General features: G+C 48.9%; 16 protein-coding genes. 14 read left to right on the top strand and 2 right to left on the bottom strand.

Annotation, left to right across the window (positions count from 1 at the left end; all coding sequences use genetic code 11):
• The first annotated feature begins 26 nt into the window (after positions 1 to 26).
• The 9 genes from rbr (at position 27) to NQ534_RS05365 (ending at position 7,040) form a co-directional block, all read left to right on the top strand.
• A complete protein-coding gene (gene rbr, locus NQ534_RS05405) occupies positions 27 to 563 on the top strand; it encodes a rubrerythrin (RefSeq protein ID WP_006862834.1) in 537 nt (178 codons plus the stop codon).
• A gap of 15 nt (positions 564 to 578) precedes the next feature.
• Positions 579 to 1,406, top strand: a complete 828-nt coding sequence (locus NQ534_RS05400) for a tRNA threonylcarbamoyladenosine dehydratase (protein ID WP_006862835.1) — start codon at positions 579 to 581, stop codon at positions 1,404 to 1,406.
• Between the two features lie 359 nt (positions 1,407 to 1,765).
• Entirely contained in the window at positions 1,766 to 1,915 is a 150-nt protein-coding gene (rpmG, locus tag NQ534_RS05395; RefSeq protein WP_040784044.1) for a 50S ribosomal protein L33, read from the top strand.
• Positions 1,916 to 1,944: 29 nt separating this feature from the next.
• Positions 1,945 to 2,154: a preprotein translocase subunit SecE gene (gene secE / locus NQ534_RS05390; protein ID WP_006862838.1), complete on the top strand. Its 210-nt coding sequence runs from the start codon at positions 1,945 to 1,947 to the stop codon at positions 2,152 to 2,154.
• Between the two features lie 15 nt (positions 2,155 to 2,169).
• Positions 2,170 to 2,685: a transcription termination/antitermination protein NusG gene (nusG, locus tag NQ534_RS05385; RefSeq protein ID WP_006862839.1), complete on the top strand. Its 516-nt coding sequence runs from the start codon at positions 2,170 to 2,172 to the stop codon at positions 2,683 to 2,685.
• Between the two features lie 75 nt (positions 2,686 to 2,760).
• Positions 2,761 to 3,186, top strand: coding sequence for a 50S ribosomal protein L11 (rplK, locus tag NQ534_RS05380; RefSeq protein ID WP_006862840.1), 426 nt, complete (start codon positions 2,761 to 2,763; stop codon positions 3,184 to 3,186).
• 207 nt (positions 3,187 to 3,393) lie between these two features.
• Positions 3,394 to 4,086: a 50S ribosomal protein L1 gene (gene rplA, locus NQ534_RS05375; protein WP_006862841.1), complete on the top strand. Its 693-nt coding sequence runs from the start codon at positions 3,394 to 3,396 to the stop codon at positions 4,084 to 4,086.
• A 238-nt stretch (positions 4,087 to 4,324) separates the two neighbouring features.
• Entirely contained in the window at positions 4,325 to 5,665 is a 1,341-nt protein-coding gene (locus NQ534_RS05370; RefSeq protein ID WP_006862843.1) for a hypothetical protein, read from the top strand.
• Positions 5,666 to 5,708: 43 nt separating this feature from the next.
• Positions 5,709 to 7,040, top strand: coding sequence for an MFS transporter (locus NQ534_RS05365; protein ID WP_006862844.1), 1,332 nt, complete (start codon positions 5,709 to 5,711; stop codon positions 7,038 to 7,040).
• A gap of 250 nt (positions 7,041 to 7,290) precedes the next feature.
• On the opposite strand, the gene NQ534_RS05360 is transcribed toward NQ534_RS05365, so the two are convergent.
• A complete protein-coding gene (locus tag NQ534_RS05360; protein WP_006862845.1) occupies positions 7,291 to 7,911 on the bottom strand; it encodes a DUF998 domain-containing protein in 621 nt (206 codons plus the stop codon).
• The gene (locus NQ534_RS05355; RefSeq protein WP_006862846.1) at positions 7,892 to 8,509 is read right to left on the bottom strand and encodes a TetR/AcrR family transcriptional regulator; all 618 of its coding nucleotides are present in this window, start codon (positions 8,507 to 8,509) and stop codon (positions 7,892 to 7,894) included. Before NQ534_RS05355 ends, NQ534_RS05360 begins: the two co-directional genes overlap by 20 nt.
• A 132-nt stretch (positions 8,510 to 8,641) precedes the next feature.
• On the opposite strand from NQ534_RS05355, the gene pgmB reads away from it, so the two are divergent.
• The 5 genes from pgmB (at position 8,642) to NQ534_RS05330 (ending at position 15,198) form a co-directional block, all read left to right on the top strand.
• Positions 8,642 to 9,286, top strand: coding sequence for a beta-phosphoglucomutase (gene pgmB, locus NQ534_RS05350; RefSeq protein ID WP_040783995.1), 645 nt, complete (start codon positions 8,642 to 8,644; stop codon positions 9,284 to 9,286).
• Between the two features lie 327 nt (positions 9,287 to 9,613).
• Positions 9,614 to 12,238, top strand: coding sequence for a pyruvate, phosphate dikinase (gene ppdK, locus NQ534_RS05345; RefSeq protein WP_040783997.1), 2,625 nt, complete (start codon positions 9,614 to 9,616; stop codon positions 12,236 to 12,238).
• 290 nt (positions 12,239 to 12,528) lie between these two features.
• On the top strand, positions 12,529 to 13,296 hold the full coding sequence (locus NQ534_RS05340; RefSeq protein ID WP_040784056.1) for a nucleoside phosphorylase: 768 nt from the start codon (positions 12,529 to 12,531) through the stop codon (positions 13,294 to 13,296).
• 106 nt (positions 13,297 to 13,402) lie between these two features.
• Positions 13,403 to 13,969, top strand: coding sequence for an RNA polymerase sigma factor (locus tag NQ534_RS05335; protein WP_143115714.1), 567 nt, complete (start codon positions 13,403 to 13,405; stop codon positions 13,967 to 13,969).
• A gap of 17 nt (positions 13,970 to 13,986) precedes the next feature.
• Positions 13,987 to 15,198 (top strand): hypothetical protein, encoded by a 1,212-nt coding sequence (locus NQ534_RS05330; protein ID WP_143115713.1) that lies wholly within the window; start codon positions 13,987 to 13,989, stop codon positions 15,196 to 15,198.
• The last annotated feature ends 190 nt before the right edge of the window (positions 15,199 to 15,388 follow it).

The following is a 15,388-nucleotide window of genomic DNA, read 5'->3' as shown; positions in this document are numbered from 1 at the left end:
TTAAGAGAAAGGAAAGGGGCAGAAAAATGAACAAGTACAAAGGAACGCAGACAGAAAAGAATCTTCAGACGGCATTTTCCGGGGAATCAGAGGCGAGAAATAAGTATACCTTCTTTGCGTCTGTTGCGAAAAAAGAAGGCTATGAGCAGATTGCATCGCTGTTCTTAAAAACCGCAGAGAACGAAAAAGAACATGCAAAAATGTGGTTTAAGGAGCTGCAGGGTATTGGTAATACCGCGGAAAATCTGCTCAGTGCTGCCGAGGGCGAAAACTATGAGTGGACGGATATGTACAAGGGCTTTGCAGAGACCGCCGAGAAGGAGGGCTTTCCGGAGCTTGCAGCGAAATTCCGCCTTGTTGCCGCAATCGAGAAGCATCATGAAGAGCGTTACCGCGCACTGCTTCACAACGTAGAAATGGCGGAGGTATTTGCAAAGAGTGAAGTGAAGGTGTGGGAGTGCCGCAACTGTGGTCATATTGTTGTCGGAACCGAAGCGCCGGAGGTCTGTCCGACCTGTGCGCATCCGCAGTCTTATTTTGAAGTAAAAGCAGAAAATTATTAAGAGACGTATTGAGTGATGACAGAAGAAAATCAGTTTTCCAGAACAGAGCTTTTAATTGGAAAAGATAATCTGGATCGCCTTTCGCGTGCCAGAGTGGCAGTGTTCGGCGTGGGCGGCGTGGGCGGCTATGTGGTAGAGGCGCTTGCGCGCAGCGGCGTCGGCACGCTGGATTTGATTGATTCAGATAAAGTGGCGTCCAGCAATCTGAACCGCCAGATTATTGCCACATATAATACGATCGGACAGTACAAGGTGGATGCCGCCAGAGAGCGTGTGCTTTCGATTAATCCGCAGGCGGTGGTGAATGCTTACCGTACATTTTACCTGCCGGAGACGGCGGCGCAGTTTGATTTTGCCTCTTATGATTATGTGGTAGATGCGATTGATACGGTGACCGGAAAGCTGATGCTGGCGGAGCAGGCGCAGAAAAGCGGCACCCCGATTATCAGCTCGATGGGAGCGGGCAACAAGATGGATGCCTCGGCGTTTGAGGTCGCAGATATTTATGAGACATCCGTCTGCCCGCTTGCAAAAGTAATGCGCAGAGAGCTGAAAAAACGCGGTATCCGGAAATTAAAGGTCGTATATTCAAAAGAGACACCGCTGACGCCGCGGACGGAAGACCGGATATGCGGTCAGGCTGCAGAGAAAGCGTGCGGACAGGACGGGGAGCAGACGGAGCAGGTCTGCACTGCCGGAAATGCAGCAAATGGTTCCGCCGGGAACGTGCAGGAAGCGGCAGTCGGCAGACGCCGCCAGACGCCGGGCAGCATGGCGTTTGTACCGGCAGTGGCGGGACTGATTATCGCCGGGGAGGTCGTGCGGGATTTAATTGGGATGTGACTTGTCATGCCCTGCATGATTACAGGTAAACTGCTCTGCCATGCAAGCCACAGACTGCCTGCTGTGCAGGCTATCGTTGCTGCGCAACTACTGTCTGTGGCTTACGGCTAAACGTCGTATGCCAGATACTGGAAATGTCTGCTTACATGCCCTGAAGGACCAGCTTCGCGTCGCGAGCATGACGCATTCATTTCCAGTATCCGGCGCATGGCTGGATAGTTGCGAAAATTTTACTTGACGTGTACCATACGCATGTGGTAAGATAAACAGGCGTATGGAAGCAGGTCTTTTTTTTATGCCTAAAAAAACAGCAGCGAAAAGGCTGCAGCACAAAAAAGTTTGAGAGCGAGGTGGAAGTTGTGCGCACAAGAATCACATTGGCATGTACGGAGTGTAAGCAGCGAAATTACAACACGACAAAAGACAAAAAGAATCATCCTGAAAGAATGGAAATCAGCAAATACTGCAGATTCTGCAGAAAGCATACGGTGCATAAGGAAACGAAATAGCACGCCGCAGTGCAGGAGAGGAGAATAACATGGGAGAAGTTGCCAAAAAAGACAAGAAGACCCCGGTAAAGAGCTGGATTGATGGACTCAAATCAGAGTTTCACAAAATCATCTGGCCCGACAAGAAAGATCTCACAAAGCAGACAGGCGTTGTAATAGTAGTTTCCGTGTTGCTCGGCGCTATTATTGCGGTGATCGATGTAATTATGCAGTATGGTATTGATTTCTTGATTAAGTAAGGACAAGGTGAGCATATGTCAGAAGCAAACTGGTATGTAGTTCATACCTACTCTGGTTATGAGAACAAGGTAAAGGCGAATATCGAAAAAACCATCGAAAACAGACATCTGGAGGACCAGATTCTGGAGGTACGCGTACCTCTGGAGGATGTTGTGGAAGTGAAGAACGGTGTCTCGAAAACAGTGCAGAAGAAAATGTTTCCGGGCTATGTGCTTCTCAACATGGTCATGAATGACGATACCTGGTATGTTGTCAGAAACACCAGGGGCGTCACAGGGTTTGTCGGACCGGGTTCGAAGCCTGTACCGCTTACTGAAGCAGAGATGAGACCTTTGGGAATTCAGGCGAAAAACGTTATGGTTGATATTGAGGTCGGCGATACGGTCAGCGTCATCGGCGGTATCTGGAAGGATACGGTCGGCGTTGTGCAGAGTATCAACGAGAGCAAGCAGATCGTTACCATTAACGTTGAGCTGTTCGGCCGCGAAACGCCGGTAGAAATTGGTTTCGCAGAAATTCAGAAAATGTAAGTCAGCCGTCAATTCGCAGGCGGTCAGACAGTGGGAGGGAAATCCCCCGACAATACCACAAGGAGGTGCCTTATTATGGCAAAGAAAGTAACTGGTTACATTAAATTACAGATTCCGGCTGGCAAAGCAACACCAGCACCACCTGTTGGTCCGGCACTTGGACAGCACGGTGTCAATATCGTTCAGTTTACCAAGGAGTTCAACGCAAGAACGGCTGATAAGGGCGATGTGATCATCCCGGTAGTTATCACCGTTTACGCAGACAGAAGCTTCAGCTTCATCACAAAGACTCCGCCTGCAGCAGTTCTGCTGAAGAAGGCATGCAACATCAAATCCGGTTCCGGTGTTCCGAACAAGACGAAGGTTGCAACCATCAGCAAGGATAAGATTCGCGAGATTGCAGAGACAAAGATGCCGGATTTGAATGCAGGCAGCATCGAAGCGGCGATGAGCATGATTGCGGGTACCGCACGCAGCATGGGCATCACAGTAGAGGAATAGGCATTGAGCACTTAGCGAAAACGAGTGCCTGCACGAAGTTTGAGGTTAGTGCGAAAGCCGTTCGCGAACCTTAACGAACGTGAGCGGGGCGAAACGTGAGTTTAGTTGAGCGAACACCCCGCAATCAGTGAAAACGAGCCCCTATTCTTGTAAATTGAACACAGTGGGAGGGAGATTCCCGCAAATACCACCAGGAGGTTATCTAATATGAAAAGAGGAAAAAGATATATCGAAGCGGCAAAAAATATTGACCGCACAACTCTTTATGACACCGCGGAAGCGATCAGCGTTGTAAAGAAAAATGCAGTAGCAAAATTTGATGAGACAATCGAAGCTCATATCAGAACCGGATGCGATGGACGTCATGCAGACCAGCAGATCCGCGGCGCTGTCGTACTTCCGCACGGAACCGGTAAAAAGGTCCGCGTGCTTGTATTCGCAAAGAATGCAAAGGCTGACGAGGCTCTGGCAGCAGGCGCTGAATACGTAGGAGCAGAGGAACTGATTCCGAAGATTCAGAACGAAGGCTGGCTGGATTTTGACGTTGTAGTAGCTACCCCGGATATGATGGGCGTAGTTGGACGTCTGGGTCGTGTACTTGGTCCGAAAGGACTTATGCCGAACCCGAAGGCTGGAACGGTTACAATGGATGTAACAAAGGCAGTCAAGGATATCAAAGCCGGTAAGATTGAGTACAGATTGGATAAGACCAATATCGTACATGTGCCAATCGGAAAAGCTTCCTTCACAGAGGAGCAGTTGGCGGACAACTTCCAGACGCTTATAGATGCAATCCGGAAAGCAAGACCGGCGGCAGTTAAGGGACAGTATTTGAGAAGCATTACGCTTACTTCAACTATGGGACCGGGTGTAAAACTGAATACGGCAAAATTTGTATAGGTTTGTATCTTATATCGCCGTGCAGAGAAATCTGTGCGGCGATTTTTTTAATAATTATCCAATCAGGAAGCCGAAGCGGAGGAAAAGCAGATGACGGGAAAAGGTACGCTGGCGGGTGCTCTGCTGAAGCTGGAACGACGGGGACTGGACAGGAGGAAAAACAGATGACGGGAAAAAGTACGCTGGCGGGTGCTCTGCTGAAGCCGGAACGACGGGGACTGGACAGGAGGAAAAGCGGATGACGGGAAAAAGTACGCTGGCGGGTGCTCTGCTTAAGCTGGAACGTCTGCGGCAGGACAGAGGGCAGAAGGAGGTTTGCTGCGGCATTTGTGTGCCGTCCTATTTAAGTAAGATTGAGCACGGTACGGTCTGCCCGGATGAGAAAATTCTGGCGGAGCTGTTCGCGCGGCTGGGAATTGTCTATGAGGAAAATCCAGAGGTTCTGGAGGGGCTTGGAAAGCTTATAGATGAATATTTCTACTGCCTGCAGTATCATCTGGATACCGGGGAGGTTTATGAAAAGCTGCGGCGACAGGAGCGTACATTGAGCTACAGCCGTTATGCGGCAGACTGGCTTCTCATCTGCGCTTTTGGGCAGACGGATGGATCATACGAAAGAGCAGAGGCAGAGCCGGAGCAGGCGGATGAATCACATGGAAAAGCAGAGGCAGAGCCGGAGCGGATGGGCGAGTCGCATAGAAAAGCAGAGGCGGAGAAAACGGTGCAGGAGGTGCTGCGGCAGCTTACCTGTCTGCAGGAATACATGGAGCCGCGGCAGCTTGCTTATTATAAGATTCTCTGCGCGGAGACGGAAAAGAAGGCGGATGAAGCGGTGCGGCTCTGTCGGGAAGCTTGTGAGACGCTGAACAATTCCTGGGCGATGCTCCGGCTCTGCACGGCATATTTCCGGCAGGGCAATTATTCAGAAATTCACCGGATGGAGCAGCGCGTTGTGGCGGCAGCGGTGGAAGAGGGGAATACCTGGCAGCTCGCGGACTGTTTCTTTGTGAATGGTACTGCGTATGCCTGCCTCGGAATGGAAGAAATGATGATGGTGTACTACGAGCGCACCATCCGGCTTCTGCAGAATACAGCCTGGCGGAAGGAGCTTTCCGATGTTTACTACAACATCGGCGCCACCTATATTGGTCTGCGAAAATACGACCTGGCGTATGAATATCTGGAGCTGGCGGACACGGATACCATCCCGGAGGACTACCGGTTTGCGATACTTCATAAGAAAGCGATTGTTTTTCTGCGGACAGGACGCAGGGAAGGGGCGGAAAAATTTCTTGCGGAAATGAAAAAAATACTGGTAAGCAAAGAGACGGCATCGAAAACAAACTGGCTGATTTATGAGGAAGCCGAAATGGAGGCAGAGGAGGGCTTTCTCAACAACCCGGAGTATCTGAAACTGCTGGAAAAACTGATACGCGCGATTAAGGAAGAGCTTCACTTTGGATACCTGTATTTTTACCGGGAAGTTATTGTGGAGGCTTACCGCAGGCAGAGAAAATATAAGCAGGCGCTGGAATTTGAACAGGAAATTTCCTCCGGAATTATAAAAAAGTCGTTTTAAATGTTAAAAGAGCATGTGAATTTCCCAAAACGGGAGTGTTTACATGCTCTTATTTTATCTTTATAATATCAGTCAGAAAAACGGTACAGGACACGTCGGAGAAAAAGGACGCGGCTTCAGAGTACCGGAGAAGGGAAGCTGGAAAATGAAACAAAATACAAAACTCTGGACAAAGGATTTTTCCTGCATTACGGCTGCCACGGTCTTGTCGGCGATCGGCGGGGAGGCGATGAACCTGCCTGTCAGCCTGCTGGTGTTTGACGAGACGCAGTCAGCGTTTCTGTCGGCGGTGATCATGGTCTGCGGGATGCTGCCGGATGTGCTGCTGCCGGTTTTGGCAGCTCCGCTCATCGACAAAGGCGGAAAAAAGAAGTGGATTGTCGGGATGGACGCGCTGCTTGCGGTGCTGTACGTCGTGATGGGAGTCTGGATCAGCAAAAACAGTTTTTCCTTTGGCGTATATGTTGCGTTTACGCTGCTTGCGGGAACGATATCTGTCTTTTACCGGCTGGCTTACCAGGCGTGGTACCCCGATCTGATCCCGGCCGGGGAGAAGCAGAAGGGCTATGCGGTCAGCGCGATGGTCTACCCAATCGTCATGGTGGTGTCGGCGCCGTTTGCTACATTTCTATATGAGACACTGAAAATGGATGTGATATTTTATATTGTAGCCGGGATCACAGTTGCTTCTATTATAGTGGAAAGCCGGGTGACGGAAAAGCAAAGTACAGCAGAGGAATCCTACACGTTCCGCCAATACCGCCGCGACATTGCGGAGGGCTTCACATACATAAAAAAAGAAAAGGGCATCCGGAATATTTACACCTACATGGCAATCACGCAGGGGACGTCGGAGGGGCTTGGCATTATCACACAGGTTTATTATCAGTCGCAGCCCTGGCTCACGGTAACGATGCTGGGATTCCTGAAAAGTGCGGAGATGATCGGCAGAGTACTTGGCGGCTTTTTTCAGTACACGAAGGAGATTCCGGCGAAAAAGCGCTATGCTTTTACAAAGTTTGTCTATATTTTTTACAATATAATAGATATGGTGCTGCTGTTTCTGCCGTATCCTGCGATGCTGGCGAGCCGTTTTTTGTGCGGCGGTCTGGGCATCAGCAGCGCGACCGTCCGCGAGACTGCGGTGATGAGTTATCTGCCGGAGCATATGCGGGCGCGGGTGAATGCATTTTTCAATACACTGTTTGCGATTGGCGGCGTGTTGTTTCAATTCCTGGCCGGTGCGCTCGGAGAAATTCTTCCGTACCGCGCGGTAGCGCTGCTGCTCGGCGGTGCATCGCTGGTGAGCGTGTTCTTTCTGATCGTATTGCCGGCGAAGGACAACCGGCCGGTATATGAGGCGGTAAGCCGGTAACGGGTTTGTGCCGGAACATGGAGGTAAGAGGAAGTTCATTTTTCGAGATGAATAAACAGAGGCTCTATTTTTTTGCAGAATCTGAGCAGCGAAGAACGATGAGGTAAGGCAAGCCGATGCCAGGCTGAACAGTGGTGAGGAATCAATAAATTTATTTCTTACTGCTGGATTTTGTAGCTGCAAATCGTCAGGGAAAGCAGCATGATATTCCCCAAAGGGCGGAATCTGTCAAGTCAAAGGAGGTATCCCCTTAAAAACCACGAAACAGGTAAATTCCCAATACAGCATTAAATCCCGCAGCAGCAAACACACTGAAACGCTCTGGAATACCGAAAAAATCTCTCGGAACTATGTTTGTGCCGATTGCTCCTGCAAACATGAGAAGTAATGCTATGGTCGCCCATATCGCTATGGAACGATACTTTTTATCCCGATACCCGCCAATCATAATAACAACAAGAGAAATTATCGAAAGAAGAACAACAGACACTGTAACCACATAAATATGCATAATATCCTGAAAAGCCCCTGCATTGCCGCTATCTGATAACGGGAACATGGCATAGCCTACATTTGATACCCAATTCATTACAGCAAAAAGATAAATCCCAATACGGATTGTCTTATTCAGTTTCCCTTGAACAAATACGCAGACCATCATAATTGAAACGATCCCGCATACTCCGTATAAAGACGATAATTGCTCCCATAGCATTTTAGAAGGAGCATTATCAGCACTTAAATCGCTGACCGCCTGTGCCATCCAGTCATAGCCGGGATATGCAGCAGGAGAAAAAATTACTGCTGCGGTATAGGACAGTAACGATATAATACCGAAAAGTCCTGACCAGTTAATCAATGTTTTTTTCATTATCCACTCCTCCAAATTGCTCACAAAACCATTTTATATAATCCTGTATCATATCCTCTGAAACAGGCTCTCCGGAGCAGGCACAATCTAATTGGTAGTCCATGATAGCATGAACCGTCAGAGCAAAAGAGGCAGCTGCAATATCAATATCTCTGATACAGATTTTTTTGTGTACCTGTAAAGCATAAAACAGATTTTTCGTTGCCGAAATCATTCTTTTTGTTTCTTCTGCCATAATTCGGGCGGCAGTTGGATTAACTGCCCTTTCAGAGTAAATAACCTTGTAAAAGGAAAGCATTTTACCCTGGGTGCTCATGCTGCTGTAATTTGATACCGACTGTGTTAATGCTTCTTCCAAACTTTTATCCTTAATAAATTCACCGTAATCAATATCCGCAAGTGATAATTGTTCCTTTGATTTTTCCCTCAGATATTGATACATTGCAGCAATAATGTCTTCTTTTGATCTGAAGTGATTATAAAGCGACGGTTTTCGTATTCCCATTTTTTCTGCTATCTGAGCCATTGACACATTGCTCAAACCATTTGCCGCTGCAAGTTCTAATGTAACAAGGATAATTTCTTCTTTCCGGTTCATCTTTATGCCTCCTAAACTTAACGATAGCTATTATACTACCATTCGTTAGTTTTTGCAATGACTTTTATCAACCACTTACGCACTTTTCTCTCCACAAATAGAAAAATTTTTTTGCAAGAGGAGGAGAAAAAAATGATCAGAGGAGTGATTTTTGATCTGGACGGGGTACTGGTTTCCACGGACGAGCTTCATTATCAGGCGTGGAAGCGTCTGGCGAATGAACTGGGAATTATGGATTTTGGCAGAAAAGACAACGAGCGGCAGCGCGGCGTCAGCCGGATGGCGTCCCTGGAAATCGTGCTGGAGAAGGGAACGAAGAAATATACGGATGAAGAAAAAAGGGCTCTGGCTGAAAAGAAGAACGATTATTATAAAAAATCTCTGCAGTCGCTGTCTCCGGAGGATGTGCTGCCGGGAGCGAAAGAAGCGCTGGAAATGCTGCGGGAGAGGGGAGTCTTAACGGCAGTAGGCTCTGCCAGCAAAAATGCGCCGGAGATATTGGAACGGATCGAACTGATGCCGCTTCTGGATAAAATAAGCTGCGGTCTGGACATCACCAGATCCAAGCCGGACCCGGAGGTTTTTCTGGTGGCGGCAGAGAAGCTGGGACTGGCGCCGGAGGATTGTCTTGTAGTGGAAGACTCGGCAGCCGGAATCCAGGCGGCAAGAAACGGAGGAATGAAAACCCTGGCGGTGGGTCCCCTGTCTGGGCAGCTGGGCGGAGACTTTGAGGCGAGGAATCTGTCATCGGTGGAGAACTGGGACGAGATACTGTAAACGAAGAGTGATGGCATAGCACACTTTTATTCTGAAATAGGGAATGTGTATGAACGAAAAACACACTGGCAGATAAGCTAATATCGTTAAATTTTTAATTAATACAGATTCCCTTGACTACATTTTCAGATATGTTACAATAATTGTGTGCGATATAACGAGGTATCGCGTCACACCGGTTATTTACCCGGTGTTTTTTGCGCGCAAGGTAAAGAATACAGTTTTATTGCGCAAAAGAAGCTCTGGCAGAGAGCCACATCTGCCGGAAGCTGTGCGGCTGTTTTGGAGAGAACCGCCGCCAAAATACAAAACAGGAGGAACTACATAATGGCAAAATGGGTTTACTTATTCAGCGAAGGTAACGCGAATATGCGCGAGCTTCTTGGGGGAAAAGGTGCGAATCTGGCAGAGATGACAGGCCTCGGTCTTCCGGTACCGCAGGGATTCACGATCACGACAGAAGCGTGTACGCAGTACTACGAAGATGGACAGACGATTAATGACGAAATTCAGGCACAGATCAATGAGTATATTGGAAAGATGGAAGAGATCACCGGAAAGAAATTCGGCGACAGCGAGAATCCGCTGCTGGTATCTGTCCGCTCCGGCGCAAGAGCATCCATGCCGGGCATGATGGACACGATCCTGAATCTCGGACTGAATGAGACGGTAGTAAATGTGCTTGCTGAAAAGTCTGGTAATCCGCGCTGGGCATGGGACTGCTACAGAAGATTTATCCAGATGTTCTCCGACGTTGTTATGGAGGTCGGCAAGAAATATTTTGAAGAGCTGATTGACAAAATGAAGCTGGACAGAGGCGTTACGCAGGACGTTGAGCTGTCGGCGGACGACCTGAAGGAGCTGGCAAACCAGTTCAAGGCGGAATATAAAGGAAAAATCGGAAAAGATTTCCCGGACGACCCGAAGGAGCAGCTTATGGAGGCTATCAAAGCGGTATTCCGTTCCTGGGACAACCCGCGTGCCAATGTTTACCGCCGCGACAATGATATCCCGTACTCCTGGGGAACTGCGGTAAACGTACAGTCGATGGCTTTCGGAAACATGGGCGACGACTGCGGTACGGGCGTTGCGTTTACGCGTGACCCGGCTACCGGCGAGAACGGTCTGTTCGGCGAGTTCCTTACGAATGCGCAGGGCGAGGACGTGGTTGCCGGCGTGCGTACCCCGATGCATATTTCCGAGATGGCAGACAAGTTCCCGGAGGCATTTCAGCAGTTTAAAGAAGTTTGCAGTATTCTGGAGAAGCATTACAGAGATATGCAGGATATGGAGTTCACCGTTGAGCACGGCAAGCTGTATATGCTGCAGACCAGAAATGGTAAGAGAACCGCGCAGGCGGCGCTGAAGATTGCCTGCGACCTGGTGGATGAGGGCATGAGAACCGAGGAAGAAGCGGTAGCGATGATTGATCCGCGCAACCTGGATACGCTGCTTCATCCGCAGTTTGACAGAGCATCCCTCGTGCGCGCGACACCGGCGGCAAGAGCGCTGGCGGCATCACCGGGTGCAGCCTGCGGACAGATCGTATTCTCGGCGGAGGATGCAAAGAGCTGGCACGCTAAGGGCAAGAAGGTGGTTCTGGTGCGTCTGGAGACCTCGCCGGAGGATATCGAGGGTATGAAAGCGGCGCAGGGTATTCTGACAGTCCGCGGCGGTATGACAAGCCATGCGGCGGTAGTTGCCCGCGGTATGGGTACCTGCTGTGTATCCGGCTGCTCCGAGATTGCAATGGATGAGGAAAATAAGAAGTTTACGCTTGCCGGCAAGGAATATCATGAGGGAGACTGGCTCTCCATCGACGGTTCCACCGGAAATATTTACGACGGCGTTATCCCGACGGTGGATGCAACGATCGCCGGTGAATTCGGCAGAATCATGGGCTGGGCGGATAAATACAGAAAGCTGCAGGTAAGAACGAATGCGGATACGCCAAGCGATGCAAAGAAGGCGAGAGAGCTTGGCGCAGAGGGCATCGGTCTCTGCCGCACAGAGCATATGTTCTTTGAGGGCGACCGGATCGACGCTTTCCGTGAAATGATCTGCGCAGATACCACGGAAGAGAGAGAAGCGGCGCTGGAGAAGCTTCTTCCGGTACAGCAGAGCGATTTTGAAAAGCTTTACGAGGCGATGGAGGGCAACCCGGTTACCATCCGTTTCCTGGATCCGCCTCTGCATGAGTTTGTTCCGCAGACAGACGAGGATATCCAGAAGCTGGCGGACAGCCAGGGCAAGACGGTAGAGCAGATCCATCAGATCATTGATTCTCTCCACGAGTTTAACCCGATGATGGGACATCGCGGAGTACGTCTGGCGGTTACGTATCCGGAAATTGCCAAGATGCAGACGAAAGCGGTAATCCGCGCAGCTATCAATGTGAAGAAAGCGCATCCGGACTGGAATATCTGCCCGGAAATCATGATTCCGCTTATCGGTGATGACAAGGAGCTGAAATTTGCAAAGAAAACCGTTGTGGAAACTGCGGATGCAGAAATCGCGGCGGCAGGAAGCGACCTGAAATACCTTGTCGGTACGATGATCGAGATTCCGCGTGCGGCTCTGACAGCGGATGCCATCGCGAAGGACGCAGATTTCTTCTGCTTCGGTACAAACGACCTCACGCAGATGACCTTCGGTTTCTCACGTGATGACGCAGGCAAATTCCTCGAAGCTTACTATGAGAGAAAAATCTTTGAGAATGACCCGTTCACAAAGCTCGACCAGAATGGCGTCGGCAAGCTGATGGAAATGGCAATCAACCTCGGCAAGCCGGTCAACCCCAACCTGCATATCGGTATCTGCGGCGAGCATGGCGGCGACCCGTCCTCTGTTGAATTCTGCCACAAGATCGGTCTGGACTATGTATCCTGCTCACCGTTCCGCGTGCCGATCGCAAGACTGGCAGCAGCACAGGCGGCTATTGCAAATAAGTAGGAGTTTAAATCTATTGTTGTCAACCGGCAACACAATTTAGGCTAAAAAATTTACCCAGGAAATAGACCTTGTACTGTGGAAACACAGTATGGGGTCTTTTTTTGACCGGTGAAAAAATCCCGAAAATAAAAGGATTATCAATAAAAAAGGAGTTTTATCGACAAATTTGTGCCTAGATCAGGTGTTATGCGGATAGAGGATGAAACGGAAAGAATTTTAAATAGTAGATGATTGTTGGCGGGATGTCTGGTATAATGGGAGGAACAATCGGGATTGAGGAGGTAAAGGTCATGATTTTAAAAAATAAGTTTCCCATATGTGAATTTGATACCAGTAAAGAACCACTTATTCATCCGGCGAATTTTCTGGCGAAAAGTCTTCCCGAAAAATGTGTTATTACTTTTTTCAGAAAGGAACTGGACCAGTTTGTTGCGGAAAACAATCTTTCTGTCATCGGTTATCTTAACTCAGAAGTGCTTGACATGCCTGTGTATGAATATGTGTACGGCGAAGAGAGACTTTGCATTACAATGGCATTTTGCGGTGCACCGGGAGCGGCTGTAACGCTTGAAGAACTACATGCTATGGGATGTGAAAAATTCATAATTTGTGGCGGCGCAGGGGCGCTGGCAAAGAACAGTAAAGTGGGAGAAATCATTATCCCGGTATCTGCGGTCAGAGATGAGGGAACATCTTATCATTACCTGGAGCCATCCCGTGAAGTTGAATGTCATAAGGAGACCGCCGAGATTGTGGTTTCGTGTCTGGAACAGATGGGGATTCCATTTACAACAGGAAAAACCTGGACAAGCGATGCCATATACAGAGAAACTCCCGACATGATTGCATTAAGACGAAACGAAGGCTGTATAACTGTGGAAATGGAAGCGGCAGCTTTTTTTGCGGTGTCTCAATATTATCATATTCCGCTTGCCCAGCTATTATATGCCGGTGATGATGTAAGCGGTGAGGTGTGGGATTCACGAAATTGGAATATGCAAAAGAATATACGGTATAATTTAATTGCTACTGCGATTGAACTTGTGAAAAAATTGTAAAAAGGAAGATTTGCTACGGAGTGCCGGAAATATGTTTGCGAAGCGCAGCATACAAAAAATTACTTGAAAATTTTTCAACACTTTATGCCTCCCGGACGTTATATAAGTGAAGCCACCAAAAAACAGCAACGAATGCGGAAGAAAAAGCAATCGCATGAAAACAGCGAAAAAACGAAACCGCAGGGAAGCGGACGGATGGCGGGAGGGAGGAAACGGTTTGCTGGAAGAACTCTACAATACATGCCGCAAAGAACTGACGGGATGGTGCCGGGCGATGACGCAGGATGAGACATTGACGGACGATTTGATACAGGAGGCATTTCTGCGTGCACTGATTCATGAGAAAACGCTGGAAATGCTGCAGCCCGCACAGCGGCGGGCATGGCTTTACCGGACCGTAAAGAATCTGTATCTCGACCGTTTGCGGCATACTGCATATGAAAAGGTTACAGAGGAATTGCCGGAGAATCCTGTAGAGGAAGGGTTATATGCGGAAATTGACTGCGAGCAGATGCTGCAGATTCTTCCGGAGGAAGAGCGCGTTTTATTTGTACTCCGTTATTTCCAGGGGTATAATTCGGCAGAGCTTGGAAAGCTGTTTTCACTTCCGGCTGCAACGGTGCGGTCGCGGCTGGCATCGGCGAGGCGGCGGCTTCAGAAATATTGGAGATGAGAAAGGACGTGGAGAGCTTGAAGAAAAAATTTATGGTGAATTGTGATTTGTGTGATGCGAGAAAGATATCGGAGGAAGGTCTGGCGGCGTATGAGCAGATCGTAATCAATGCGGATATGCTGGTGGAGGATGAGCGCAGCAGAGAAATCCTGCACAGGCTTCCGGTAACACTCAATGTAGACAATACGCTGGAGCTTGAAGAAGGAGTGCAGGTCGTTACGATAAACGGTCATCATGAAATTACCGGGGATATGGAGAGCGATAAGAAAATCGTTCTGATTGTGAATGGAAGCCTGGTAATTGAAGCGGATACACAGAAATATCTGGAGAACGTAGTGGGGATTTATGTAAATGGGAAAGTCCGCTATCCGAAGAGTATGACGCCCTGGATGGGAAAGCTTTCGGTAAACGGGAGTGTGAGCTGTATTCCGGACGGCTGTATCGTATTGAAACCGGAGTTCGAGGCTGACCGTTATTTTCATCTGCGGGCAAGAGAAGGCGCGCGGTATTACGCAGAGCGGAAGGTGCTTCTGACGGACCCGGAGACAGATATACAGGCGCTTGCCGAAAAGAAGGTTCATTTTGTCACCAGAAACGCGGTAATTCTGGAAAAACTGGTGGCACAGGCGGTCGCGTTATTTGACGAAGAAACGGATATCGCAGTAGTCCCGGAGGGATTTGCCTATATAAAGGACGATGCACGGCTGGACGAAACATTGCTGCGCAGATACGGTGGACGACTGTTCATCGGTGGCGACCTGCAGCTGGATGAGAACAGCGATGCCTGCCTGCAGCAGGTGGAGAAGCTGATCATACAGGGAAAAGTGCAGCTTTTGAAACGGCAGGAGGAAGCATTTCTTGCGCTGGATGCAAAGTACCGGAAGCTGGAGCTCTGCAAGGGCAAATGCCTGAAGAACAAGGTGTCTGTCACGGTGGACCGTGCGCTGCTTTCGGGAGCGCAGGAGGGAATCTGCATCGCCAACTGTGCGGATGTTTGCGTGAAGGATGATGTGGAGCCGGAAGAAATCCTTGCGAAGCTGGAGATAAAAAATTGTGCCAGCGTATCCTGTAATCCGGCGCAGCGCAGCGCGGTGGAGCTGGTCTCAGAAAATGTTGCGAATATCACAGAAAATGATGGAGGAGAGAATGAGAAAAGGTTCCCTGTAAGAAACTTTATGGGAACAATGGCAGATACAAAGGTAGTGAATGCGGATTGTTACATTTTATAAATATTTCGTGAGATACAGCTACGAATGCCGGAGTGTTTCTGCCATTGCGGGGGACTTCCGGCGCAGAAATATCCGGACGGTATGCACCTGATTCTTTGTTCACAAAAAATTCACAAAATTTATTAGCACTCACTCTTGACGAGTGCTAATAAATGTGCTATAACACATATAGAACAAAGGAGAAGGAAAG

It is taken from the genome of Marvinbryantia formatexigens DSM 14469 (assembly GCF_025148285.1).
In the GTDB taxonomy this organism is placed as follows: Bacteria; Bacillota; Clostridia; order Lachnospirales; family Lachnospiraceae; genus Marvinbryantia; species Marvinbryantia formatexigens.
Note: the sequence above shows the minus strand (reverse complement) of the source record. Positions and strands in the feature narration are given on the sequence as shown.